The sequence below is a fragment of the Pseudoduganella umbonata genome (assembly GCF_014192225.1).
Classification (GTDB): Bacteria; Pseudomonadota; Gammaproteobacteria; order Burkholderiales; family Burkholderiaceae_D; genus Rugamonas; species Rugamonas umbonata.
The window spans coordinates 806620-831270 of sequence record NZ_JACHXS010000002.1 but is presented as its reverse complement, the minus strand read 5'-3'; the positions used below and the strand labels follow the sequence as shown (position 1 = coordinate 831270).

Here is a 24651-nt window from a genome sequence, read left to right as displayed (position 1 = left end):
CAATGCAGGAGAGTCCGGGCAGCAGACGATAACAGTTGCACAGCCGGCAGGGAACCGCCTCCGTAGTTTTACGGAGAAGCCGGCGCTGGAGTTGCGGATGCCGGGTACCTTGCGGGTGGCCACAATGGGACCCTTGACAATGAGGAGACAACCCATGAATACAGTGACCGGCACGGCAGTCGGCGGCGCTCGCCCGCAGGCCGACGAACGCATCTCCGGCGCGCGGCTGCGCGCCATCTTCGTTGGATCGGCGGGCAACCTGGTCGAATGGTTCGACTTCTACTGCTACGCGGCATTCGCGCTGTACTTTGCCAGCTCGTTCTTCCCTGCCCAGGACCCCACCGCCCAGATGATGTCGACCGCGGGCATCTTCGCGCTGGGCTTCTTCGTGCGCCCCCTCGGCGGCATCCTGTTCGGCCACCTGGGCGACCGGCACGGCCGCAAGGTCGCGCTGATGGCGTCCGTGCTGCTGATGTGCGTCGGCTCCCTGCTGATCGCCTGCGCGCCCACGTACGCCACGGCGGGCATCCTGTCACCGTGCATCCTGCTGCTGGCGCGCCTGCTGCAGGGTCTCAGCCTGGGTGGCGAATATGGCGCCAGCGCGACCTACCTGTCGGAAATGGCCGATTCGAAAAGGCGCGGCTTCTATGCCAGCTTCCAGTACGTCACGCTGATCGGCGGCCAGCTGCTGGCGCTGCTCCTGCTGCTCGCGCTGCAGCACTTCTTCCTCGACGACCAGCAGCTGCGCGAGTGGGGCTGGCGCATTCCGTTCGTCATCGGTGCACTGCTTGCCCTGGTGGCGCTGCTGATGCGGCATGACATGCCGGAAACCCAGTCGTTCGAATCCGCCCGCAAGAAGGCCAAGCCGATGGGCGGCCTGAAGCAGCTGGCCCAGCATCCGAAGGAAGTGCTGCTGGTGGTCGGACTGACCATGGGCGGCACGCTGGCGTTCTATGTCTACACCGTGTACATGCAGAAGTTCCTGCGCCTGTCGGTGGGCCTGACCGATGCGCAGACCACGGCCGTCTCCGCCGCGTCGCTGCTGTTCGCGATGTGCCTGCAGCCGCTGTATGGCGCCCTCTCCGACCGGATCGGCCGCCGTCCGCTGCTGGTGGGCTTCGCGCTGCTCGGCACGATCTTCACCGTGCCGCTGCTGACCGCCATCCGCAACGCCAGCGGCCCGTGGGAAGCGTTCGCCCTGATCGCGTGCGCCTGGATCATCGTCTCCGGCTATACGTCGATCAACGCGCTCGTCAAGGCCGAGATGTTCCCGGCCAGCATTCGTGCCACCGGCGTCGGCGTGCCGTATGCCTTTGCGGTCTCGATCTTCGGTGGAACGGCCGAGTACCTGGGCCTGTGGTTCAAGTCGATCGGCATGGAAAGCGGCTTCTACTGGTACGTCACCGCCGTCATCGCGTGCACGCTGGTGGTCTGCTGGTTCATGCGCGACACGGCGGCCAGTTCGAAGATCGATGAAGAGGCGCGCAGCCACTGAGGAGCCCATCGGCTCATCCCCGGAACCGCAGCGCCTCGACCAGCAGCGAGAACGCCGCGGTGGGTTGCCGGCGGCTCGGATAGTACAGGTGATAGCCTGACAGCAATGCGGACCAGTCCGCCAGCACCCGCACCAGCCTGCCCGCCGCGATGTGTCCGCCGACGACATCCTCGGGCAGGTAGCCCAATCCCAGCCCGGCGAGTGCTCCGTCGAGTTGCAGCGCCATCGTGTTGAACGACAGCTGGCCTCCCGGGCGCACCCGCAGTTCGCGCCCGTCCTTCACGAACGGCCACGACCAGACGCCCCCCGACGTCGGTAGCCGCAGCGCAATGCACGAGTGCCGGGTGAGGTCATGCGGCGTCCCCGGTACACCATGGCGCGCGAAATACGATGGCGCGCCGACCACGCACTGCGTGAAGTCCGGCCCGATGCGCACCGCGATCATGTCCTGCGCGACCTGTTCCCCCAGGCGGATGCCCGCGTCGAAACGCTCCGCGACAATGTCGGCAAGGCTGTAGTCGTCGATCACCTCGACCACGATGTCGGGATAGTCGGGCAGCAGCCTGGCCAGGGCCGGCAGGATGATCGCCTGCGACGCATGTTCGACGGACGTTATCCGCAGGCTCCCCGCCGGCTTGCCACGCAATTCTCCCAGTTCGGCCAATCCCGATGCGATGCCGTCGAAGTGCGGCCCGATCGACCTGGACAGCCGCTCGCCCGCCTCGGTCGTCGAAACGCTGCGCGTCGTGCGGGTCAGCAGCCGAACGCCCAGCCGCTCTTCGAGCGCGGTGATCTTGGCACTCAACGCGGGTTGCGAAATGCCCAGCTGCGCCGCCGCGCGTGTAAAGCTGCGCGTCGCGGCTACCACCAGGAAAGCGGCAAGATCATCCAGGCTTTCTTTCGACATTAATAACCTCTCCCTATAAGAACAAGAAGATTAAAGCATCTAATCATATGGATCGGGGACGCGTACATTGTCGGTACGCAGTCGGCAGCACGTACTTCCATCACCACCACGGAACAGGCCCATGACACCCAACGACAAAAATGCCGTATCGACCACACCATTGTCCGGTCGCGCGGAGAGCGGCACCCGCGCACGGCGCGCATTCATCAAGGACTCGGTATTGCTCGGCGCCGCCGTCGCTGCCGGTTCGGTCCTTCGCACCGGCCCGGCGTCCGCCCAGGGCGCACAGGGCACCCCAGCCATTCAACCAGTACCCAAGGGAACAACCAGCATGCAACAGCGCAGATTGGGAACGATGCAGGTCTCCGAAACGGGCCTCGGATGCATGAACTTCGCCGGCAACTACAACGCGCCGGTCCCGAAGGCGCAGGCGATCAGGACCATCCGCACGGCATTCGAGAACGGCGTCACGTTCTTCGATACCGCCGAGGTCTACGGGCCCTACACCAGCGAGGAATTCGTCGGCGAGGCGGTCGCGCCGTTCCGGGACAAGGTGCAGATCGCTACCAAGTTCGGCTTTGCCATCGACGGCACGATCGCCCTGAACAGCCGCCCAGCGCACATCCGCAAGGTGGTCGAGCAATCGCTCAGGCGTCTGCGCACCGATTACATCGACCTGTACTACCAGCACCGTGTCGATCCAGCCGTGCCGATCGAGGACGTCGCCGGCGTGCTGAAGGACCTGATCGCGCAGGGCAAGGTGCGGCATTTCGGCCTGTCCGAGGCAAGTGCCGGCACGATCCGGCGCGCGCATGCGGTGCAGCCGGTCGCGGCAGTCCAGTCGGAATATTCGCTGTGGACCCGCCACGTCGAACTGAACGGCGTACTGGCCACCTGCAGGGAGCTGGGGATCGGCTTCGTGCCATGGTCTCCGCTGGGCGCGGGATTCCTGACCGGCACGATCGATACGAACACGACATTCGATCCGAAGCTCGACTTCCGCGCCGGCTTCCCGCGCCTGTCGAAAGAATTCCTGAAGCTCAATATGCCGATCGTGGAGTGGCTCAAGGTGTACGCCGCCGGCAAGGGCGCGACGCCCACGCAGGTCGCGCTGGCGTGGCTGCTGGCAAAGGGTCCGGACATCGTGCCGATTCCCGGTACGCGCAGCGAGGCGCACCTGCTGGAAAACCTGGGCGCGCAGCGTTTGCGGCTGACGGTGGCCGACGTGCAGGAGATCGACACCAGGCTGTCCAGGTATCCTGTGTATGGCGACAGGATGGGCAAGGACCACATGAGCAGCATCGACTATTCCGTGTGACCCGTTACCGGCAACGGCCGGCATGCCGCATGGACGGCGCGCCGATGGTGCGTGCATCCGCTGGTAATCCCCGGCGGATGCCCCGTCGAGGGATCAGGGCGGCTGCAACTGCCCGCGCTGCAACTGCCCGATCACGCTTGCCACCTTGGTGGTGATGACATCGACCGCCGGCATATTCGCGCCGTGCGGCAGGATGACATCGGCATGGCGCTTGGTCGGCTCGATGAACTGCTTGTGCATCGGGCGTACCGTTTCCAAGTACTGGCCGACAATGCTCTCGACCGTGCGGCCGCGCTCGGCAATATCCCTTTGCATGCGGCGGATGAAGCGCACGTCGGACGCGGTGTCGACGAAGATCTTCAGCGACATCAGGTCGCGCAAGTCCGCGTCGTACAGGGCGAACAGGCCTTCGATCACGATGACCGGCGCCGGCTTGACGGCGATGGTCCGGTCGGAACGGTTGTCGATCGTGAAATCGTACACGGGCATCGCGATCGTTTCGCCATTGCGCAGCGCCTGGACGTGCTGGATCAGCAGCGGCCAGTCGAAGGCATCGGGATGGTCGTAATTCTGGCGGCGGCGCACGTCCGGGGCGAGGTCGGACTGGTCGCGGTAGTAGTCATCCTGCATCACGACCGAGACCATGTCGGCGCCGAACGACGCCAGCACTTGTTGGGACACCGTCGACTTGCCGCTGCCGCTGCCGCCGGCGACACCGATCACGAACGGCTGGAAAGAAATCTCATTCATCCCCGAATGATACCGGACTGGCTGCCGGCGTGGCGGCCGCGGCGCCCAGCGCCACGTCCCACGGCGGCACCGGCTGGTACTCATCGACCAGGAAATCGATCAGCTTGCGCACCTTGGGCGACGGCCGCCCGCTGGCCGGATACAGCGCCGACAGGTGGTTGAGCGGCAGCTGCCAGTCCGGCAGCACCGCCACCAGCGTGCCTGCCTGCAACGCGCGCCAGGCCAGGAAGGTGGTGCTGTAGACGATGCCGCTGCCCTGCAGCGCCGCCTGGTGCAGCACCAGGCCGTTGTTCGACGTGAACGCGGCATCCACGTGGACGGTGCGGCGCTCCCCCGACCGCTCGAAGTGCCAGGCGGTGCCGTCGGTCAGATGGGAAAAGTGCAGGCAACGGTGATGCCGGAGCTCTTCCGGGACCGCCGGCGTGCCGTGCGCATGCAGGTAATCGGGCGATGCGCACAGCACCGCGCGGCACGGCGCCAGCGGACGGATCGCCAGCGCGCGGCTGTCGGGGATGCCGCCCACGCGGATCGTCAGGTCGAAGCCGTGGGCGATCGGGTCGAGCAGCGCATCGTCGACGTGCAGCAGCGGCCGCAATTGCGGGTGCGGCTGGCTGAAGCGGGCCAGCGCGTCGGCCAGCCACGTTACGCCGAAACTGGACGGTGCCTGGATGCGCAGCGGGCCGGCCAGCGTGTCGCCGGTCTGCGTGACGATGCGGGCCGCCTCCTGCGCCTGCCTTACCGCGGCGTCGCACGGGGCAAGGTAGGCCTGGCCGGCATCGGTCAGGCTCACTTCGCGCGTGGAGCGGTGCAGCAGCCGCACGTTCAGCTTTTCTTCCAGCTGCAGGATGTGTTTCGACACCATCGCGCGCGACAGGCCCAGCCGGCGCGCCGCCGCGGAAAAGCTGCGCTGCCGGGCCACCTCGACAAAGATTTCCATTGCGCGCAACTGGTCCATGACGGTCATTGTCGGCATTCTGGCGACAATGTGTCAACCATTGTCCACCTTTCAGTGGATGGCAACGTTCCGTACAATCGCCTGCATCATCCAACAGGAGCATGGCCATGCTGAGCGCAGCGCAGAAAGAGCAATACCAACGCGACGGGTTCCTCGTCCTTCCAGGGTTCAAATCGCCGGAGGAAATCGCCGCGCTGCGCGCCGGCGCCGCGCGCATCGTCGACGCGTTCGATCCCGCTGCCGCCAGCGGCATCTTCACGACGAAGGACCAGGAAAAGAAGGCGGACGAGTATTTCCTCCGCTCCGACAACACGATCCGCTGCTTCTTCGAGGAAGAAGCGTTCGGCCCGGACGGCCAGCTGCGCCAGGCGAAGGAACTGTCGATCAACAAGATCGGCCATGCGATGCACGACCTGGACCCCGCGTTCCGGGCGTTTTCCAGCGATGCGCGCCTGCAGCAGGTGGCCCACGATCTCGGCCTGGCCGACCCGCGGGTGTGGCAATCGATGTACATCTTCAAGCAGCCCGGCATCGGCGGTGAAGTGCGCTGGCACCAGGACGCGACGTATTTCGAGACCGACCCGATCAGCGTGACCACGTTCTGGTTCGCGCTGGAGGACGCGACGCTGGAAAACGGCTGCCTGTGGGCCGAACCGGGCGGCCACCGCACGCCGCTGCGCGAGCGCTTCGTGCGCAATGGCGACGACATCGGGGTGGAAAAACTCGATGCCACGCCGTGGCCGGACGACAGCACCGCCGTGCCGCTCGAATGCAAGGCGGGCGCACTGGTGCTGTTCCACGGCCTGCTGCCCCACTACAGCGCACCGAACCGCTCGCCGGTGTCGCGCCATGCGTACACGCTGCACGTGACGGATGGGCGCACCGCGTATTCGCCGCAGAACTGGATCCAGCGCGATGCCTCGTTGCCGGTGCGAGGATTTATATGACGGCGCGTGTGACGGCGCATATGACAGATATCCGCATCCTGGCCCCGCAGTGGGGCAACAACGAGGTGCCCGCCGCGGAGTTCGTCGCGCGCGTCGTGGAAGCCGGGTTCGACGGCATCGAGATGTCGCTGCCGGATGACGGCGCCGAGCGGGAAGACTGGCTGCGCCGCATCGCCGATGCGGGGCTGGACCTCGTCGTGTCGCAATGGCAGACCGTGTTCCACACGGAGTTCCATGCGCATCGAACCGCACTGCAATCGCTGCTGGCGCAAGCCTGCGCCGCCCGGCCGCTGCTGGTGAACTCGCATACGGGAAAGGATTTCTACACGGCCGGGCAGAACGAGGAATTGATCGCGCTGGCCGATGCGATCTCTCGCGAGCATGGCGTGCCGATCGTCCACGAAATCCACCGCAGCCGTTTTTCCGGGCATCCGATGCTGCTGCGCCCCTACCTGGAGCGCCTGCCGGACCTGCGGCTGACGGCCGACCTGTCGCACTGGTGCACCGCCTGCGAATCGCTGCTGGAAGACCAGGGCGCCATGCTCGACAACGTGCTGCCGCGCGTGCGGCACATCCACGCCCGCGTCGGCCACGCGCAAGGCCCGCAGGTGCCGGACTTCCGCGCTCCCGAATACGGGGTCGAACTGGCCGCGCACCTGGCCTGGTGGGATCGCATCGTGGCACTGCGCCGCGCGGCCGGCGATCCGGTGCTGACCATCACGCCGGAATTCGGGCCCGCGCCCTACACGTTCCGGCTGCCGTACTCTCAGGAGCTGGTGGCCGATGCGTGGCAGCTGAACGTGGCGATGGCCGCGCTGCTGCGGGAACGGTACAGGTAACGGCGCCAGCCGGGCAACCTGGGGCCCTCAGGCGTGGCCGATGCCCGCCGTGCCGTAGGCATGCTCGAAGTCGGCGATCGGCATCGGGCGGCCCAGCAGGAAACCCTGCATCGACGAGCACCCGCCGTCGAACAGGAAGGCGCGCTGGGCTTCGAACTCGACACCCTCGGCGACGATCTCCAGCTTGAACTTGCGGGCCAGCGCGATGATGGCCTCGACGATCGATGCCGCGCCGGCATCGACACCGATGTCGCGCACGAAGGAGCGGTCGATCTTCAGCGCCGAGAGCGGAAAGCGCTTCAGGTAGGCCAGCGACGAATAGCCGGTGCCGAAGTCGTCGAGCGAAAAGCGGATGCCCTGGGAGCATAGTTCGTGCATGCGTCCGGTGATCTCCTGCATGTCTTCCGCGAACACGCTTTCGGTCAGTTCCAGGTACAGCCGTTCCGGAGGAGCGCCGGTGCCGCCCAGGATGTTCGCCACCGCCGCCGGGAAGCGGGGATCGCGCATCTGGTGCACGCTCACGTTGACGGCCAGCTTCAGGCGCCCCAGGTTGGCGTCCAGATGCCAGCGCGCGAGCGCACGGCAGCTTTCCCGCAAAATGTGCTCGCCCAGCGGAAGAATCAGGCCCGACTCTTCGGCGAAACCGATGAACTGGTCCGGACCGATCAGCTCGCGGTCGCCGCGCTGCCAGCGCACCAGCACCTCGGCACCCACGACGCGCCCCAGCGAATCGAATTGCGGCTGGCAGTACAGGCGGAACTGCCCCAGCGACAGGCCGTCGCGCATGGCGGCCTCGAAAGCGGCGCGGCGGTCCGCCGCATCCTGCATGCTGGGGTCGAAGAAACGTGCGCAATTGCGCCCGTCGGCCTTGGCGCGGTACATGGCGAGGTCCGCCTGCTTGAGCAGCTTTTCGATGTTCGTGTCGTTGCTGTCGAACAGCGTGATGCCGATGCTGGCCGTGGTCTTGAACAGCAGCGCGCCGAGCTGGCAGGGCTGCCCCACTGCCGACAGGATCTTGGCGACGACGCGGTCGGCCTCGGCGGCGGCGCCGCGTGCCGATGGGCCCAGGCCCTCCAGCACGACGACGAATTCGTCGCCGCCGAGCCGGGCAAGCTGGTCGCTGTGCCGCACCGTGCAGCGCAGCTGCTGCGCGGTCTGGCGCAGCAGCCGGTCGCCCAGGTCGTGCCCCATCGTGTCGTTCAGCAGCTTGAAGTTGTCCAGGTCGAGGTAGAGCAGCGCGCAGTACTGGCCCGAGCGCCGGCCGCGCGCCAGCACATGATCCAGTTCGCCGATCAGGAAGCGCCGGTTCGGCAGGCCCGTCAGGTGATCGAAGTACGCCAGCTCGTAGATGTGGCGTTCGGTCTGCTTGCGCTCGGTGAGATCGGTGTTCACGCCCGAGATGCGCAATGCCTTGCCGGCGCCATCGCGCAGCACGTAGCCACGCGACAGGACGGACACGTAGTGGCCATCCTTGTGGTGCAGCCGGAACTCCAGGCTGAAGCCGTCGCGCTGGCTGGGCAGCAGGTCGGCAAGGTATTCCTGGATCATCGGCTGGTCATCCGGATGCAGCATGCGGCGCCAGGCGCCCGAATCTTCCAGCCCGTCGCCGCTGGGGTAGCCGAGCATGTTCCACCAGCGCTCCGAGTAATACACCTCGTCGGCGAGCAGGTCCCAGTCCCATGGCGCATCGGTGGAACCCTTCAGTACCAGCCGCAGCCGTTTTTCCGACTTCTCCAGCGATTGCTGGGTATTCTTGAGTGCCGTGCAATCGGTGAAACAGACGACCACCTGCCGTACCGAACCGGCCTGGTCGACTTCGGGATAGGCGTTGCACAGCAGCCAGCAGATGCCCTCCGGGCCGGCCACGCCGGCCACAAAGCCGGACAGCTTGCGGCCCGTGTTCAGCACGACATTCGCCGGAAACTCGTCGGCGGGTAGCGGCGAGCCGTCTTCACGCACGAAGTTCCAGTCGCCCGCGCCGGTTTCGGCGCCGATCAGCTGAGCTTCGCTGCGGCCCAGCAGTTCCTGCGCAAGCCGGTTGGCGGACACGATGCGGCCGTCCGCCGCATGCACCACCACGCCGGCCGGCAGGTTGTCATGCAGCGCGGCGACGGAGAACACGACATCTGCTGGAAGCGGGGGATGCATGGCGGGTCTGGACTGGTAGTCGGCCAACGATGGAACATGCTATCAGCTTCCCGGCGCGCAGGCGAGCGCCGCCCGCCCAGTTACGTCACCACTGGTAGTTCAGGGTGGCACTCACGTTGCGCGCATCGCCCCAGTAGCAGTAGTTCCCGCTCATGCACGACGCGATATAGGTCTTGTCGAACAGGTTGGCGGCGTGCAGCCGCAGGCTGGCGCCCCTGAACGCCGCGCCGAGCCGCCCCAGCTCGACGTTCAGGCTCAGGTCGGCCAGCACATACGATGGCACCTTGAAGCTGTTGGCGTTGTCGCCCCAGCTGGTGCCGACGTAACGCACGCCGGCCCCCAGCGAGTATCCCGGCAGGAAATTCCAGTCGCCCCAGGCGGACGCCATGTGGCGCGGCGCCTGGTACGGCGTATTGCCCGCGTAGCCGGCCGGCGATGTCCGGAACGTCATGTCGTTGAAGGTGTAGCTGGCCAGCACCGATACGCTGTCCGACAGTTGCGAGCGCGCTTCCAGCTCAAGTCCCCTTGCCCGCACCTGGCCGGCAGGCACGAAGTAATAGAAGCCGGTCGGCTGCGTGGCGACGTTGCTCTGCTTTAGCTCGTACACGGCCGCCGACAGCAGCGTGGCCTCGCCCGCGGGCTGATAGCGGAGGCCCAGTTCCACCTGTTCGGTTTCGGTCGGCGGCAGGTTGTTGCCCTGCTGGTCGTTGCGCAGGCTCGGGTTGAAGCCGTCCGACCAGGAAGCATAGGGCGCCAGGCCGTTGTCGAACAGGTAGACGGCGCCGGCACGCTTGGTGAACCGGCTGCCGCTCCAGCGCGCGGGCGCCGCCGGCGCCATCTGGTTCGATGCCTCGACCCGGTCGTCGCGCCCGCCGACGGTGAAGCGCCAGCGCTCGATGGCGACCTGGTCCTGCAGGTACACCCCGGTCTGCCGCAGGTGCCGGTCGATCGGCGCGCCGCCCGTGACCTGCATATTGGGCGCGCCATAGACGGGCGCGAACACGTCGATGGGGTCGGCGCTGCCCCAGTCCCAGCGGCCGTCGACATGGCGCTTCTGCCAGTCCAGGCCAGCCAGCACGGTGTGCCTCGCCGCGCCCGCCTGGAAGCGCCCTTCCAGCTGGTTGTCGATGGCATGGCCGCGCGTCGACTCGTCGGCACCGGAGTAGTAGCGCGCCAGCGTGCGCGGGCCGGCCCAGCCGTCGCCGTAGACCTGGCGCAGCGTGGTATCGGCCGAGACGTAGCGCAGGTTCTGCCGGAACGTCCAGCTGTCGTTGAACGCATGCTCGAACTGGTAGCCCACGATGCGCTGGTCGCGGCGGTATTTCTCGACACTGGGGTCGCCATCGAAGAAGGTGCGCGAGATGCGCTGGCCGTTGTGCGCGGTGCCCACGCTCGCATCGGCCGGCACGCCGCTGTGATAGCTGCCTTCGGGATCGCGCTGCAGGTAGGCATGCAGGCGCAGGCTGGTGGCCTTCGACGGGCGGATGGTCAGCGACGGCGCCAGCGCCAGCCGTTCTTCCTTCACGCCGGTGAACTGCGAATCGAGCTGGCGGGCCAGCGCGGTCAGCCGCCAGGCCATCGTGCCGCTGTCGCCGAGCGGTCCGGTCAGGTCGAGGGACCCCTCGCGCCGGTTGCGGTTGCCCACGGTCAGCCCGATGCTGCGCTGCGGCGCGAATTGCGCCGCCTTGCTGGTCAGCGCCACCAGGCCGCCCGGCGAGGCGCGGCCGTACAGCACCGAAGCGGGGCCGCGCAGCACGTCGATCCTTTCGAGGAAGAACGGATCGATCTGCATCGAGCTGTAGCTGCCCTGGTCGCTCAGCAGGCGCTGGCCGTCCAGCACGGTGCTGTCCACGCTGCTGTCGGCAAAGCCGCGCAGGGCCACGTAGTCGTAACGGTTCGACGACCCCGCCAGGCCGGCAAAGGCGCCGGCGGTGTAGGTCAGCACCTCGCCGAGGCTGCGCGGCTTCTGCGCCTCGAGCTGCCCGGCGGTGATGACCGATACCGACTGCGGCGTCTCGACGATCGGCGTATCGGTCTTGCTGGCGGAAGCCGTGCGCGTGGCGGGGGCGCCGGCCGATTCCGGCTGCGCGGTGGCGGTGACCGTTACCGGCGCCATGGCCTGCTCGGCCGTGACCTCGGGGGCGCGGCTTACGACGACAGTATTGCCATCGACCCGCGCCACCAGGCCGCTGCCGGCCAGCAGCCTGTCCAGGGCCTGGCGTGCGGTCAGGGTTCCCGTGACGGCGGGCGCGGTGCGGTTGGCGACCAGCGCGGGCTGCACGATCAGTTCCAGCCCCGCCTGCCGCGCCAGTTCGTTCAAGGCCGAGGCCAGCGGCTGGGCCGCCAGGGTGATCGGCACTGCCGGCGCGGTGCCGGGCTGTGCAAAGGCGGGCGCCGCGGCCGCCAGGGCGGCGGCCAGTGCGACCGGGGCTAACAGGGGCATCGCGAACGGGGCAGGACGCAAACCGGGGGTAATGCTTTTACGGGTCATGCAAGGGTCTCCACGAGAAGGCTGAACAAGAATCCTTCCCAGTAGACGCACCGGACCTGCAATACCCGAGGTGTCATTCGAAAAAAATTTCACCTGGCGCGGATTTCGGTCAGCCCGCCGGCACTCGACAGGCGTACCGGCAGCGCATGGGGCAGCAGCTGTGCGAACCTGTCCGGCCGCAGCAGGTCGAAGGTGCCCGTCAGGCGCAGCGCGGCCACGGCCGGGTCGCGCACGCGCAGGCCGCTGTCGCCATAGCGTTCGAAAGCGGCCAGCACCCGGCCCAGCGTGGCGTTGTCGAAACTCATGCGCCGCGCGTGCCACGGCGACAGATCGGCGGCAAGCACGGCACCCACGGTGCCGAGTGTTCCATTGGCATCGCCGGCGACGGCCTGGCCGGCAACCAGCTCGACGCTCCCGCTGTCCGCGAACCAGCCGCCGCGCGCCACCCGGACCCGCCCTTCCTCCACGGCGACGCGCACGCCGCCGTGCGGCCCGGCTGCGTGGTGCACGCTGAAACGGGTACCGACGACCGTGATGCGCAACGCCCCGGCCAGCACAGTGAGCGGCCGCCCGGCATCACGGCTGATCTCGAATCTTGCCTGGCCGCGCGCCAGTTCGATCTCGCGGCGGTTGCGGTAGATGCCGACCGCCGCGCGGCTGTCCGGTGCGAGTTGCAGGCGGCTGCCGTCCGCCAGCATCGTATCGATCCGTTCGCCGCGCGCGGTGGCATGCACGGAAGTGGCTACCGGGCGCCACCACAGTGCTCCCGCCACCCCGCCCGGCAACACCAGCGCCAGGCTGGCCACGATCGCGCGCCGCCGCCGCACGGCGTCCCGTGCCGGCACGCTGCCGGGGGCATCGAGCCCGGCCTTGCAGCGCCGGCACGCGGCCATGGCCAGCGCGATGTGCTGCTCCACCATCTTGCGCGAGATGCCCATGCGCTCGGCCACCTCGGCATGCGGCAGGCCATCGAAGCGGTGCAGGATGAAGGCTTCCCGGCAGCGCGACGGCAAGTCCTCGATCGCCTGCAGCATGGCGCTGACCGCCTGGGCCGACGCCAGCGCGGCTTCGGGCTCGTACACGGCCGGCGCGGGCAGGTTGGCCATGTCGTCGCCCGCGTCGTCGCCCGCAGCGGCCATCGCTTCCGTCTCGCCCCGCGTCACGCTGCGCCGGTGGCGGTCGATGACCAGGTTGCGCGCCGTGTGGTAAAGCAGCGCGCGCGGCTGGACGATTTCGCCGCGCTGCGCCAGTACGCGGGCGTAGGCCTCCTGGACGATATCGGCCGCGCTGTCCCGGTCCTGGACCATGCGGGTGAAATAACTCAACAGTTCCTGGTAATAGCGGGCAATCATGGCTTGGACCTTGTACCTGGGCTTATAGTTATATCTACAGCGATGGCGTAACGACGCCTTCGGAATGAGAATTATTCTCATTATCACATATCGATGTCAAACCAGCAGCCTCGGGCGGGAAGTCGGCGGGGTGTCGATGGAGGTCGCAATGCAGGAGTTTCGCTTCAGGGTGTTCGGCAAACTGGTCGCCGTGACCGGCCGGGCGGGCGCGCGGCAGGTGTTCTACCTGGGGCCGGAAGGCAAGCGGCGGCCGGCCGATTTCGTCATTCCAGGCGATATCGCCGATGACGGGCTGGCCGACTACCTCGGCGACCTGTTCCACGAGGATGCCACACCGCGCTACGACTTCGTGGAAAGGCTGGGCTGAGCCGGGCGATGCCGGCGGCCGGTCAGCGGCGCAGCGCCAGGTCGATGACCAGCGCCACCAGCAGCACGAACGACACCCCTTTCCAGAACGCTACCGGGCTGCGCTCGATCAGCGGCGGGCTGGTGCGTGCCAGGAAGGCGCGGTTCGGCTGGTGCAGGTCGAACACGAATTCGTCGACGTCTTCGTAGCGCTTCGACGGATCGGGGTGCACGGCCTTCTCGATGGCGGCGTCGACCCAGGCGGGGATCGACGGGTCATGCTCGCGCGCCGGCGCATACACCAGCTTGCGCTGCGCGGCGCGGCTCTGTGCCTGCGGGACCCGCACGCCGTACGGCAGCTGCCCGGTCAGCATGTGGTACGTCAGCACGCCCAGCGAAAACACGTCCGAGCGCACCGTGCCCGCCTCGCCGAGGAAGTATTCGGGAGCGGCGAACAGCGCCGCGCCGGCCAGCGTGAATTGCTCGCCCGACGGCGCCGGCGCCATCTCCCGCACCCCGGCCACGCTGGCCGAGCCGAAGTCGATGATCTTCGCCGTGCCGGTGCGGTCGATCATCACGTTTTCAGGGCGGATATCCTGGTGCAGCATCTCCAGCCGGTGGAAGGCACGCAGGCCCTTCGCCACCTGGGCAACGATGCCGCGCACGGCATCCAGGTCCGGCTTGCCGCGGTCGCGCAGCCATTGGGCCAGCGTGACGCCTTCGATGTACTCGGTCACCAGGTAGACGTAGCTGCGCCGGCCCTCGTGCACGACCGGCTCGATCACGTGCGGGCTGACGATGCGCCGCGCGATCCATTCCTCCATCAGGAAGCGCTCCAGGTAGGCCGGGTCGTCGCGCAGGTCGATCGAGGGTGCCTTGATCGCCACGGATGCGCCGCTGGCCACGTCGAGCGCCAGGTAGATGTGGCTGCGGCTGCTGCCGTGCAGCGCGCGCATGATGCGGTAGCCGTCGAATTCGCTGCGCGGTTCGAATTGCGGCGGGAACGGCAGTTCGGCCATCTGCTGCAGCAGTTCGCCGGCATCGTGCGCCTGCAGCGTTTCCACGCGCACCAGCTGCACGGTGAGATTGTCGTCGCTGCCGTTGGCCAGCGCGCGCGCCACCAGCAGCCGGGCCGCCTCGTTCAGGTCGCCGCCGGCGGACAGCGCCTCGCCGACGTCGGCCGCGCTCACGTATTCATGGACGCCATCGCTGGCCAGCAGGAACAGGTCGCCCGGCTGCACGGTGACCGTGCGGTAGTCGATCTCGAGGTGCACGTCGACGCCCAGCGCGCGTGCGAGGTAGCTCTGCCCGGGCGACACCCACACGCGGTGGTCGGTCGTCAGCGGTTCGAGCGCGCAGGAATCCGCCCCCGCGTGCACGCGGCTGATGCGCGTGTCGCCCACATGGAACAGGTGCGCCGTGTTCGACTTGATGACCATCGCCGACAGCGTGCACACGTAGCCGCGGTCCTTGTCGTAGCGGCCCTGGCCCTGCTGGGTCTGCGCATACAGCCAGGAATTGGTGGCCGCCAGCACGCGCTCCACCGAGGTCTTCACCGACCACGCATCGGAGGTGCAGTAATAATCCTCGAGGAAGGCGGACACCGCGGTTTCGCTGGCGATGTGGCTGACGTCGCTGCTGCCGATGCCGTCGGCCACCGCCAGCGCCGCGCCCTTGACCGACAGTTGCGGTTCGCGCGGCACACAGCTGCCGTGGAAGTCCTGGTTGACGGCCTTGCGGCCGGCGTCCGTGTGCTGGCCGATGGACAGCGTCAGTCGGGCGGTCATGGTGGGGAGAACGCCGGCCGCGCGGGCCGGCATGGACCTGATCGGTTGAACCGCGATCAGTTGAACTTGCGCTTGGCGCCGGTCTTCACGTGCGTGGAGTACAGCGTGAGGCCGGTGAAGGCCAGGCCGCCCACCAGGTTGCCCAGCACGGTCGGGATCTCGTTCCAGATCAGGTAATCCATGACGGTGAAGTTACCGCCCATCATCATCCCGAACGGGAACAGGAACATGTTCACCACCGAGTGCTCGAACGCCATGAAGAAGAACAGCATGATCGGCATCCACATCGCCAGCACCTTGCCGCCCACGGTGGTCGATACCATCGCGCCGACCACGCCCATCGACACCATCCAGTTGCACAGCATGCCGCGGATGAACAGGGTCAGCATGCCGGCCGCGCCGTACTGGGCATAGCCGGTGGTGCGGTTTTCGCCGATGTGGGCGACGGTCTGGGCGATCTTGCCGCCATCGGTGTTGAAGCCGTACGTGAACATGTAGGCCATCAGCACGGCCACCGTGAGGGCGCCGAGGAAGTTGCCGAGGAAGACCACGCCCCAGTGCTTCAGGATGCGCGGAATCGTCACGCCGGGACGGCGGTCGATCCAGGCCAGCGGCGTCAGCACGAACACGCCGGTCAGCAGGTCGAAGCCCATCAGGTACAGCATGCAGAAGCCGACGGGGAACAGCATGGCGCCCACCAGCGGAATGCCGGTGGCGACCGTGCAGCTGACGGCGAACACGGCCGCCAGGGCCAGGATCGCGCCGGCCATGTAGGCGCGGATCAGCGCGTCGCGCGTGGCCATGTAGATTTTCGATTCGCCCGCATCCACCATCTTGGTCACGAATTCGGTCGGTACCAGGTACGCCATGTTTTTCCCCTTGTTTGGTTTTGGTCAGTGAGCTGAGCGCTCTTTATTTGAAGGAGAGCAAGAAGTGGGCCTGCCCGCGGGGGCTACTGCGGTGCCTACTGTGGGGCCTGCAAGCGTCCGAGCTCGACAGGGCTGGCGTTCATGCCTGCGGTGCACGGCCTTGGCACACCACGCCATGCGATGGTGCAGCCACGCACCAGCCGGGACCGCGCTGTGCGATTGCGGAGCGTACTGTCGAATAGAGTTGTTTCGCCTATGCGTAGCCGTGCAGCACTATTTTCCCAGCACAACGCCCTGCCCCATCCGGGAGCATTTTCCCTGGGCGCTGTTCGCGTTGGCTCGACATTTCCTGTCGGTACGGAACTTTTTACCCGTTCTGTTGTCTCGAAGTGCCGGACTCATCCGCTGAATTTTTCCACGGCAACGCCGAGCCACTGCCTCGGCGTTGTTAATACCGCCGCATCAAGCACGCGTTGCCAGCCTGTGTAGTTGGCCAGGTAGCGGCTCGCGACACCATTGAAGCGCCGCAGCCAGGTCTTGAAGCGACTGTGCCATCCGTTCACGTTCTGGATATGGATCGCGCCGCGCGCCCGGATGCCCGCCTTCACATTCACGGTTTCGTGCGTGATCCCTGCTCGCTGCGCGAAGGCCTGGTATGACCTGGCGGAATCGGTGACGAGTAACACGTCCGGCGCCAGCACCGGTCGCAGGTGCTGCGCCAGCTGGCTGGCACTGACCGGGCCGCGGCCGGTGACGAAGTCGCAGGTTTGCCGATTGCGGTCGCGGGCGACAAGGATGCAGTCGAACTGCTTGCTGATGCCGCGCCGGCTGGCTTTACCGCCGCGCTGGCGGGGTGGGCGGCCCATGTGGCGCGAGCCCTTTTGCGATTCGAGATGATAGGTTTCATCTGCTTCGACGACGCCCGATAACTGTGGCCGCGGTTCCCGGCGCACGCCGGCAATGAAGCGGTGGCGCCACCGGAAGCTGGTGGACCTGGCGACCGCGACCCGTTCCGCCGCGGCGCGCACGGTGGTCGAGTCGATCAGGCATTGCAGGTACGGCAGCCATTTGTCGCGCAGCCGCAGGCGCGCCAGCGGCGTGCCGGTCAGGGCGTTGAAGCTGCGCCGGCACACCACGCAGCGATAACGTTGCAAACCATTGGCATGGCCGCAGCGGTGGCACCGTGGATTGCCGCACACCGGACATGCAGGTCTGCCGGCGCCTTCCTCGATCAGGCGCAGGCACTGGCCCGGTTGCATGAAAGTGGCGAGCGCGCCTTGCAGCAAGGCGATCTCATCCTCGGAAAGCTGGAGTTTCGCGAGCGCCGCGATGACGGCGCCGAGCTCTGCTGCACCCATACGGCCTCCTGATATACATGAAGTATCTCAACAGGAGATCAGACAGTGGTTCCGGGGCGAAGTTCCCTCAGTTAAAGCGAACAGCGCCTTTCCCTGTGGGGCGCACCCGTAACGGCGAACTCAGGCAGCGGCGGCGCTCGGCACCGTGCGCGGCAGCGTGATGACGACGGTCGTGCCGCTGCCCGGCATCGACTCCACGCGAATGCTGCCTTTCAGGACGCCGGTGACGATGTTGTAGACGATGTTCATGCCCAGCCCGGACCCGCCCTGCCCCATCTTGGTGGTGAAGAACGGATCGTAGATCTGGTGCAGCGTGCGGCCGCTCATGCCCACGCCGTCGTCGCTGAAACGCAGCTCGGCCATGCCGTCGGCCAGCGGCCGGGCGGCGATGGTGACCAGGCCTTGCGGGCGGCCATCGAAGGCGTGCAGCAGGGCGTTGTTGATCAGGTTGCTGAGCACCTGGCTGACGCCGCCGGGGTAGGAGTCGAAGTCGAGGTTGTCCGGCACCTCCACCCGGGTCGCGCAGCCGGCGCGCCGCAGCTGGGCCGCGAAGGTCGCCAGCGTATCGCGGACCACGCCGGCCAGGTCGAAGCGGCGCCGCTGGTCGGATGCCTGGTCCACCGCCACCTGCTTGAACGACGTGATCAGGTCGGCCGCCTTGCCGAGCGAGCCGGCGATGATGTCGCAGGCGGTCTTCGCATCGTCCAGGTGCGCTTCCAGCGCCGAGCGCCGGATGCCCGGCCCATCGAGCTGGCGCTGGAAGTCCGTCACCATGTCGCCCAGCGCGGTGGCCGTCAGCAGGCTGTTGCCGATGGGCGTGTTCAGCTCGTGCGCGATGCCGGCCACCAGCGCCCCCAGCGATGCCATCTTCTCGGATGTGACGAGCGTATCCTGCGCCTGCCGCAGCCGGTCCAGCACGTCGGACAGCTCGCGGTGCGCCTGTTCGACCTGCTCCTTCTGCTGCGCCAGCGCGGCCTCGGTACGGCGGCGGTCGCTGATATCGCACAGCACCCAGACGCAGCCCTTGTCGGGCGCCTGCCGGTCCAGCATACGCCCGTTGACGATGCACCACATGGTGCCGCCATCGCGCCGGGTCAGCTCCAGCTCGCGGTGCATCCGCTGGCCGGCCGGGCCGCACACGAACGGGTCCGGGGCTTCCGGCGCTTCCTGTATCAGCCGCGCCGTCGAAAGCCCCGCCAGTGCGCCCTGCGGATAACCCAGCATTTCTTCCAGGCCGCGGTTGCAGCGCACCACGCGGCCATCCGAGAACAGGCCGATGCCGACCACCGCGCTGTCCTGCAGCGCGCCCTGCTCCTGCAGCGCGGCGCGCAGCGTTTGCGCCAGTGCGCGGCGGCGCTGCAGCGTGACCAGCAGCACGCCGATCAGCGCGCTGATGAGGAAACCGCAGCCGCCGATCAGCCAGATCGTGCCGCGGTCGCGCCCGTAGCGCACGCCGTCGTAGCCCGCCACCTGGACCAGCCAGCGGCGCTGGCCCACGTTCAGCACCGCCTTCGACACCAGCCCCGGCACGACGGCACGCGCCGCACGCCGGCCGCCCAGCTTGCCGGCGCTGTCGAACAGCAGGCCGTCGATCCCCGGCGCGGGCGGGGTGGCGTCCAGCATGTAGCCGGTATCATGGATGACCACGTGAAGGTGGCCCAGGATCTGCGGGTCGAGCACTTCGCGCATCAGGTCGTTGACACGGAACACGATCGCCACGAAGCCCACCAGTGCCGCGCGGCGCTGCTCCACCGTGCCCAGCGGCGCATTCTTGCGGTAGACCGGCAGGCGGGCGATGAAGCCGGGCTGGCCACTGGCATCCTGCACCAGCGTGATGCGTTCGGTGGCCACCACTTCGCCGGTATCGCGGCCCAGTTCCAGCGCGCGCAGGTGGGCCGGCAGTGCGGCCAGGTCCAGCCCGAACGCGTTTTCGTTACCGGCCATCGGCTCGGTATAGACGACCGGGAAATGGTCGCCGCGCACGATGGTGGGATGCACGCGGTAGGCTGGATAGCCGGCCGGCTCGACGTCGGTATCGGCGCGCACGGCGGCCAGGTGCCGGGCCAGTTCATCGTCCGGCACGCGCAGGACCCACTGGATCGCCTGGAAGCCCGGATAGCGGTCGGCCAGGTGCAGTTCGTTGACGTAGCGGTGGAAGTCGCCGCGGCTGACCGGCCCGTGCACGGCGAACGTGCCGCGGATCGCCAGCAGCGTGTCGAAATAGGTCTTCAGGCGCGCCTCGGTATCGCGCGCCACCTTGTCCGTGTCATGGCTGAAGCGGTCGGCGATCTGCCGGTCCTGCGTTTCCATCGCGAACAGGCATGCCCACGCGGTCAGGCAGATCCCGACGGCGAAGGCAAGGTAACCTTGTGCACGCATTGCTTCCCCTGCTTGTGCTTATATGCTGCAAGTGACTATAGCATGGGGGTTGCACGCGAACAGGTGCGCGCCGGAACAGCGGGGCTGTATCCGGCGGCGGGAAGCAGCGGGGAAACGGCGCTCTGCCTGAAAGCAGGAAATACAAAGCGCCTTGAGCTGTTACCCCGGAGGTAGTACTGCTGCGGTATTACCCCTGGGGTATTACACCTGCATAATGGCTTACTCGATCAGTGTGCTTACTCGATCAGTGCGGGAGTGCCATCTGCGAGAAAGGCGCCAAAGCAGCGTGTGCATTCCAGGCAGAACAGGTGCGGAACCCGCACGCTCTTCTGCCGCAATACCAGCTGCAGATGGCCTTCGGCACATACGGGGCAGGTTTCACGCATGGTGCCGCAGGTACGGATTTCGTCCGCGAGATAGGTGTCGTCGTAACGCACCCCATCGACCACGGTCTGCGGGTCGAGTTGAACGAGGTACAAATGGGCCGCGTCGTGCCGTTGGTCGGACGGCTGCGCCTGGTGCGAGTTTCCTCGCAATTCTGCATGGTTGCTTGCACGATTCATTGTGAGCCTCCTGGCCCGCCAGGGGGAAAGACGGGCCTGAACACCATAGCCAAATCGGCGCCCGCTTGCAAGCACATTCGTCCGCTCAAAAGTAGGTTGCAATTAGATCGCACACTATCTATACTGGCGACATGAAAACGCCGACTCCCCCGCCATTCCCGCCGCACGTTCCGCAACTGGACGACCAGCTGTGCTTTGCGCTGTACTCCACTTCGCTGGCGATGAACAAGGTTTACCGAAAATTGCTGCGCAAGCTCGACCTTACGTACTCGCAGTACCTGGTCATGATGGTGCTGTGGGAACGGAACGAGCAGACCGTGAGCGAGCTCGGCGACAAGCTGTTCCTCGACTCGGCCACGCTGACTCCGCTGCTGAAGCGCATGGAACTGGCCGAACTGATCACGCGCACGCGCTGCGCGAACGACGAACGCCAGGTCATCATCGCGCTGACGCCGAAGGGCGATACGCTGCGCGAAGGGGCAAAGGAAATTCCCGCCTGCGTGCTGGCGGCCAGCCAGTGCAACCTGGACCAGGTAAAGGATTTGAAGGCACGGCTCGATTCGTTGCGCTCCAGCCTGGCCGACGCGAGCTGAGCAGACGTCGCGGCAAAACGACACCGCGGCGGCTTTCTCGCGATCCGCTGCCGGCCCGGCCCTGCGTTCCCCGCCCTGCCCCTGATACCCGGCCGGACAGCGGACGTCCGGCGCCAGCCCGGCAGTGGCGCCGCTTCCCGCGCACACTGTCCGGCACGGACGTCCGCCCCCTGTCCCGCGCGGCATCTCTTCTTCCGCAATGTTTCATGTTTGTTACAAACAGGCCGCCTGCATGAACTGACGAGCGCGCTTAGAATACCTCGGCTGTTTCCACAAAAACACGAAGGAGTATCGCCCGGCCAGACCCGGCACGGCGCGGCACCCTCACTGCCCTGGGGTATCAATGAAGCGCCTGCGTATCGTCACTACTGTCATCGCCGCCAGCCTGGCTGCCTCCGTCATCGCCGCCGAGCCGCCTGCCGGCAAGTTCGACGACAAGTTCCGCCAGCTCGACGAGCTGCTGCCCACCGCCACGCCGTACCGCACCGCTTCCGGCGCGCCCGGCCACCAGTACTGGCAACAACGCGCCGACTACACCATCCGCGCCACGCTGGACGAAGCCAACCGCTCGATCTCGGGCACGGAACAGGTCACGTACCACAATAATTCGCCGGACACGCTGACTTACCTGTGGCTCCAGCTGGACCAGAACATCTACAAGCCCGATTCGGATGCGCGCCGCGTGCAGACCGCGCCGTCGCGCGAAGCGTGGATGAAGCCGCAGGGCGAGGAAGGCGGCGCCAAGTTCGAAGGCTTGCGCAGCGTGCTGACGGGCCGCGAATTCGACGGCGGCTTCAAGCTGTCGAACATCCGCACCGCCGGCGGCGCGCCGCTGAAGTATGTTGTCAACGGCACCATGATGCGCATCGACCTGCCGTCGCCGCTGAAACCGGGCGACAAGGTGAGCTTCGGCATCGACTGGTCGTACAAGATCAACGAGCAGAAGGTGCTCGGCGGCCGCTCCGGCTACGAATATTTTGAAGACGACAAGAACGCGCTGTTCGAGATCGCCCAGTGGTTCCCGCGCATGGCGGCGTACTACGACGTGGCGGGCTGGCAGCACAAGCAATTCCTCGGCTCCGGCGAATTCACGCTTGAATTCGGCGACTACGACGTGAAGATCACGGTGCCGGCCGACCATATCGTGGCCTCGACCGGCGAACTGCAGAATCCCGGCGACGTGCTGACGGCGGCCCAGCGCGACCGCCTGGCGAAGGCGCGCACGGCGAGCAAGCCGGTGCTGATCGTCACGCAGGCGGAAGCGGAAGCGGCGGAGAAAGGTGGAAACGGCGCGGTCAGCAAAGCCACCAAGACCTGGCACTTCAAGGCGAAGAACGTGCGCGATTTCGCGTTTGCCTCGTCGCGCAAGTTCATCTGGGATGCGCAGGGCTACAAGAAGGATGGCACCAACGTGCTGGCCATGTCGTACTACCCGAAGGAAGGCAACCCGCTGTGGGAACGCTATTCCACGCCATCGATCATCCACACCATCGAGCAGTACAACAAGTACAGCTTCGACTATCCATACCCGATCGCCATTTCGGTGAACGGCCCGGTGGGCGGCATGGAATACCCGATGATCTCGTTCAACGGTCCGCGCCCGACGAAGGACAAGAAGACCGGCGAACTGACTTACTCGCAGCGCACCAAGTATGGCCTGATCGCGGTGATCATCCACGAAGTGGGCCACAACTACTTCCCGATGATCGTCAATTCGGACGAGCGCCAGTGGACCTGGATGGACGAGGGCCTGAACTCGTTCGTCGAATACCTGGCGGTGCAGGCGTGGGAAAAGGACTTCCCGATCGGCCGCGGCGACCCGCGCGACATCACCGCCTACATGCGCTCGGCTAACCAGGTACCGATCATGACGAACTCGGAGTCGCTGCTCCAGTTCGGCAACAACGCCTACGCCAAGCCGGCCACCGCGCTGAACATCCTGCGCGAAACCATCCTGGGCCGCGAACTGTTCGACCATGCGTTCCGCGAATATGCGCGCCGCTGGAAGTTCAAGCGCCCCACCCCGGCCGACTTCTTCCGCACCATGGAAGACGCCTCCGGCACGGACCTCGACTGGTTCTGGCGCGGCTGGTTCTACACGACGGATGCGGTCGACATCAGCCTGGACAACATCACCGAGTTCAATATCAGCACGAAGGATCCGGAAATCGAGAAGGCGTGGGCGCGCGCCCGCAAGGCCGAGGAACCCGTGTCGATCACGGACCAGCGCAACGAAGGCATGGAGCGCCGCATCGACCGCCATCCGGAGCTGAAGGATTTCTACAACGAGCACGACCAGTTCACGGTGACCAACGCCGACCGCAACAAGTATCGCGAGGCGCTGGAAGGCCTGGAGCCATGGCAGAAGGACCTGCTGAAGGAGGGCAAATACATCTACCTGGTCGACTTCACCAACAAGGGCGGCCTGGTGATGCCGCTGATCCTGGAAGTCACGCTGAAGTCGGGCAAGAAGTACATCGAACGGGTACCGGCCGAAGTGTGGCGCTTCTCGCCGAAGAAGGTCACCAAGCTGCTGGTGACGGACGAGCCGGTAACGGCGCTGGCACAGGACCCGTACTGGGAAACCGCCGACATCGACACCAGCAACAATGCGTGGCCGCGCAGGGCCACGCCTTCGCGCCTGGAACTGTTCAAGATGGAGCGCAAGCCGAACGACATGATGAAGGATTTCAACGCGCCGCTGAAGGGTGACGAGAAGGAGAAGGCCGAGGCGAAGCCTGCCGGCTCGGCTGCCCCCGCCAACGGCACTCCCGCCAACGGCGCCGCGGCCAAGCAGCAGGCGGAAACGCAGCAACTGCGTCCTGCCGCGCAGGAACAGTCCCAGAACCAGCCGCAGGGTGAGCCACAAGATCAGCCGCAGACTCAGCCGCAGACTAAGCCGCAGGGCCAGGCGCCGGAGCCGCGAAAATAATGCTGCACTGGCTCAGGAAGGCCGCCCTCGCGGCGGCACTGCTCTCCGGCGCCGCCGCGGCCCACAATTACCACATGGGCCTGGCGGACATCGGCTACAACGCCGACACCGGCAACACGGAAATCGTGCACACGTACACCGCGCACGACGTGGAAGCGCTGCTGACCCGGCTGCACGGCCGCCAGATCGACCTGGGCCTCGACGGAGACCAGGAAGCGCTGCGGCGCTACCTGGACAGGCGCTTCGTGCTGACCGTGAAGGGCCGGCGCGTGCCGCTGCAATGGGTGGGCATCAAGGCCAGCGCCGATACGATCACCGTGTACCAGCAGGTCGACAACACCGCCGTGCCGGCGGGTGCGGTGCTGAAAAACGGTGTGCTGACCGATTTCCTGCCCGCGCAGATCAACACCGTCAACGTCGGCGGCAGTGCCGGGCGGGCCGCCGCCACGCTGACATTTACCGCTGCAAAGGAAGAGCAGCGGCTGCCTTGAGCTGTAGCGTCATGCGTGCAAACCGGTGCCAGGCACCTTTTCCGGGTGATTCGTCCGGAAAAAGTGCCTGACACCAGGGGCATCCAGCGGCCGCGGCCCCCTGCTGCCGGCATCCTCCGCTCCGGCAAAAAA

The 24651-nt window shown here is 66.6% G+C and carries 19 protein-coding genes; 8 read left to right on the top strand and 11 right to left on the bottom strand.

Annotated features, from left to right (window positions below; translation table 11 throughout):
* Positions 1-154 precede the first annotated feature (154 nt).
* Positions 155-1495 (top strand): MFS transporter, encoded by a 1341-nt coding sequence (locus tag FHS02_RS08660; RefSeq protein WP_137314447.1) that lies wholly within the window; start codon positions 155-157, stop codon positions 1493-1495.
* A gap of 13 nt (positions 1496-1508) precedes the next feature.
* Here the strand turns inward: FHS02_RS08660 and FHS02_RS08655 are convergent, their stop codons facing one another.
* Entirely contained in the window at positions 1509-2402 is an 894-nt protein-coding gene (locus tag FHS02_RS08655) for a LysR family transcriptional regulator (protein WP_137314448.1), read from the bottom strand.
* Positions 2403-2733: 331 nt separating this feature from the next.
* Between FHS02_RS08655 and FHS02_RS08650 the strand changes: the two genes are divergently transcribed.
* Positions 2734-3720: an aldo/keto reductase gene (locus tag FHS02_RS08650; protein ID WP_137314449.1), complete on the top strand. Its 987-nt coding sequence runs from the start codon at positions 2734-2736 to the stop codon at positions 3718-3720.
* Between the two features lie 93 nt (positions 3721-3813).
* Here FHS02_RS08650 and udk read toward each other — a convergent pair whose 3' ends face one another.
* Positions 3814-4470 carry a uridine kinase gene (gene udk, locus FHS02_RS08645; protein WP_137314450.1) on the bottom strand — a complete coding sequence of 219 codons (657 nt, stop codon included), beginning with the start codon at positions 4468-4470 and terminating at the stop codon, positions 3814-3816.
* Positions 4463-5434 (bottom strand): LysR family transcriptional regulator, encoded by a 972-nt coding sequence (locus tag FHS02_RS08640; RefSeq protein WP_229422728.1) that lies wholly within the window; start codon positions 5432-5434, stop codon positions 4463-4465. Before FHS02_RS08640 ends, udk begins: the two co-directional genes overlap by 8 nt.
* Before the next feature lie 98 nt (positions 5435-5532).
* On the opposite strand from FHS02_RS08640, the gene FHS02_RS08635 reads away from it, so the two are divergent.
* Positions 5533-6372, top strand: a complete 840-nt coding sequence (locus FHS02_RS08635) for a phytanoyl-CoA dioxygenase family protein (RefSeq protein WP_137314451.1) — start codon at positions 5533-5535, stop codon at positions 6370-6372.
* A gap of 20 nt (positions 6373-6392) precedes the next feature.
* Entirely contained in the window at positions 6393-7211 is an 819-nt protein-coding gene (locus FHS02_RS08630) for a sugar phosphate isomerase/epimerase family protein (RefSeq protein WP_137314452.1), read from the top strand.
* A 27-nt stretch (positions 7212-7238) separates the two neighbouring features.
* On the opposite strand, the gene FHS02_RS08625 is transcribed toward FHS02_RS08630, so the two are convergent.
* The 3 genes from FHS02_RS08625 to FHS02_RS08615 form a co-directional block, all read right to left on the bottom strand.
* Positions 7239-9332, bottom strand: a complete 2094-nt coding sequence (locus FHS02_RS08625) for a putative bifunctional diguanylate cyclase/phosphodiesterase (protein ID WP_229422730.1) — start codon at positions 9330-9332, stop codon at positions 7239-7241.
* A gap of 112 nt (positions 9333-9444) precedes the next feature.
* Complete coding sequence (locus FHS02_RS08620; RefSeq protein WP_229422732.1) at positions 9445-11850, bottom strand: TonB-dependent siderophore receptor; 2406 nt, start codon at positions 11848-11850, stop codon at positions 9445-9447.
* A gap of 89 nt (positions 11851-11939) precedes the next feature.
* On the bottom strand, positions 11940-13202 hold the full coding sequence (locus FHS02_RS08615) for a sigma-70 family RNA polymerase sigma factor (protein ID WP_229422734.1): 1263 nt from the start codon (positions 13200-13202) through the stop codon (positions 11940-11942).
* A gap of 148 nt (positions 13203-13350) precedes the next feature.
* On the opposite strand from FHS02_RS08615, the gene FHS02_RS08610 reads away from it, so the two are divergent.
* A complete protein-coding gene (locus tag FHS02_RS08610; protein ID WP_137314454.1) occupies positions 13351-13569 on the top strand; it encodes a DUF7661 family protein in 219 nt (72 codons plus the stop codon).
* 22 nt (positions 13570-13591) lie between these two features.
* Here FHS02_RS08610 and FHS02_RS08605 read toward each other — a convergent pair whose 3' ends face one another.
* The 5 genes from FHS02_RS08605 to FHS02_RS08585 all read right to left on the bottom strand — a co-directional run bounded on the left by FHS02_RS08605 (position 13592) and on the right by FHS02_RS08585 (position 20503).
* The gene (locus FHS02_RS08605) at positions 13592-15334 is read right to left on the bottom strand and encodes a bifunctional protein-serine/threonine kinase/phosphatase (protein WP_137314455.1); all 1743 of its coding nucleotides are present in this window, start codon (positions 15332-15334) and stop codon (positions 13592-13594) included.
* A 56-nt stretch (positions 15335-15390) separates the two neighbouring features.
* Positions 15391-16203 carry a formate/nitrite transporter family protein gene (locus tag FHS02_RS08600; protein WP_137314456.1) on the bottom strand — a complete coding sequence of 271 codons (813 nt, stop codon included), beginning with the start codon at positions 16201-16203 and terminating at the stop codon, positions 15391-15393.
* A 398-nt stretch (positions 16204-16601) separates the two neighbouring features.
* Complete coding sequence (locus FHS02_RS08595) at positions 16602-17561, bottom strand: IS1595 family transposase (protein ID WP_137314457.1); 960 nt, start codon at positions 17559-17561, stop codon at positions 16602-16604.
* A 120-nt stretch (positions 17562-17681) separates the two neighbouring features.
* Positions 17682-19940 carry a CHASE domain-containing protein gene (locus FHS02_RS08590; RefSeq protein ID WP_137314458.1) on the bottom strand — a complete coding sequence of 753 codons (2259 nt, stop codon included), beginning with the start codon at positions 19938-19940 and terminating at the stop codon, positions 17682-17684.
* Between the two features lie 236 nt (positions 19941-20176).
* A complete protein-coding gene (locus tag FHS02_RS08585; RefSeq protein ID WP_137314459.1) occupies positions 20177-20503 on the bottom strand; it encodes a hypothetical protein in 327 nt (108 codons plus the stop codon).
* Positions 20504-20634: 131 nt separating this feature from the next.
* Here FHS02_RS08585 and FHS02_RS08580 point away from each other — a divergent pair, with 131 nt between their 5' ends.
* From FHS02_RS08580 to FHS02_RS08570, 3 genes are all read left to right on the top strand, one after another.
* Positions 20635-21096, top strand: a complete 462-nt coding sequence (locus tag FHS02_RS08580; protein WP_137314460.1) for a MarR family winged helix-turn-helix transcriptional regulator — start codon at positions 20635-20637, stop codon at positions 21094-21096.
* Between the two features lie 343 nt (positions 21097-21439).
* A complete protein-coding gene (locus tag FHS02_RS08575; RefSeq protein ID WP_229422736.1) occupies positions 21440-24028 on the top strand; it encodes a M1 family metallopeptidase in 2589 nt (862 codons plus the stop codon).
* Entirely contained in the window at positions 24028-24519 is a 492-nt protein-coding gene (locus FHS02_RS08570) for a DUF6702 family protein (RefSeq protein ID WP_137314461.1), read from the top strand. The genes FHS02_RS08575 and FHS02_RS08570 overlap by 1 nt, the downstream gene beginning before the upstream one ends.
* The last annotated feature ends 132 nt before the right edge of the window (positions 24520-24651 follow it).

What these genes read in the sequence shown, in the direction of transcription:
- FHS02_RS08660 (WP_137314447.1), top strand. Translation starts at nt 155, where the DNA reads ATGAATACAGTGACCGGCACGGCAGTCGGCGGCGCTCGCCCGCAGGCC.
- FHS02_RS08655 (WP_137314448.1), bottom strand. Translation starts at nt 2,402, where the DNA reads ATGTCGAAAGAAAGCCTGGATGATCTTGCCGCTTTCCTGGTGGTAGCC.
- FHS02_RS08650 (WP_137314449.1), top strand. Translation starts at nt 2,734, where the DNA reads ATGCAACAGCGCAGATTGGGAACGATGCAGGTCTCCGAAACGGGCCTC.
- udk (WP_137314450.1), bottom strand. Translation starts at nt 4,470, where the DNA reads ATGAATGAGATTTCTTTCCAGCCGTTCGTGATCGGTGTCGCCGGCGGC.
- FHS02_RS08640 (WP_229422728.1), bottom strand. Translation starts at nt 5,434, where the DNA reads ATGACCGTCATGGACCAGTTGCGCGCAATGGAAATCTTTGTCGAGGTG.
- FHS02_RS08635 (WP_137314451.1), top strand. Translation starts at nt 5,533, where the DNA reads ATGCTGAGCGCAGCGCAGAAAGAGCAATACCAACGCGACGGGTTCCTC.
- FHS02_RS08630 (WP_137314452.1), top strand. Translation starts at nt 6,393, where the DNA reads ATGACAGATATCCGCATCCTGGCCCCGCAGTGGGGCAACAACGAGGTG.
- FHS02_RS08620 (WP_229422732.1), bottom strand. Translation starts at nt 11,850, where the DNA reads ATGACCCGTAAAAGCATTACCCCCGGTTTGCGTCCTGCCCCGTTCGCG.
- FHS02_RS08615 (WP_229422734.1), bottom strand. Translation starts at nt 13,202, where the DNA reads ATGATTGCCCGCTATTACCAGGAACTGTTGAGTTATTTCACCCGCATG.
- FHS02_RS08610 (WP_137314454.1), top strand. Translation starts at nt 13,351, where the DNA reads ATGCAGGAGTTTCGCTTCAGGGTGTTCGGCAAACTGGTCGCCGTGACC.
- FHS02_RS08605 (WP_137314455.1), bottom strand. Translation starts at nt 15,334, where the DNA reads ATGACCGCCCGACTGACGCTGTCCATCGGCCAGCACACGGACGCCGGC.
- FHS02_RS08600 (WP_137314456.1), bottom strand. Translation starts at nt 16,203, where the DNA reads ATGGCGTACCTGGTACCGACCGAATTCGTGACCAAGATGGTGGATGCG.
- FHS02_RS08595 (WP_137314457.1), bottom strand. Translation starts at nt 17,561, where the DNA reads ATGGGTGCAGCAGAGCTCGGCGCCGTCATCGCGGCGCTCGCGAAACTC.
- FHS02_RS08590 (WP_137314458.1), bottom strand. Translation starts at nt 19,940, where the DNA reads ATGCGTGCACAAGGTTACCTTGCCTTCGCCGTCGGGATCTGCCTGACC.
- FHS02_RS08585 (WP_137314459.1), bottom strand. Translation starts at nt 20,503, where the DNA reads ATGAATCGTGCAAGCAACCATGCAGAATTGCGAGGAAACTCGCACCAG.
- FHS02_RS08580 (WP_137314460.1), top strand. Translation starts at nt 20,635, where the DNA reads ATGAAAACGCCGACTCCCCCGCCATTCCCGCCGCACGTTCCGCAACTG.
- FHS02_RS08575 (WP_229422736.1), top strand. Translation starts at nt 21,440, where the DNA reads ATGAAGCGCCTGCGTATCGTCACTACTGTCATCGCCGCCAGCCTGGCT.
- FHS02_RS08570 (WP_137314461.1), top strand. Translation starts at nt 24,028, where the DNA reads ATGCTGCACTGGCTCAGGAAGGCCGCCCTCGCGGCGGCACTGCTCTCC.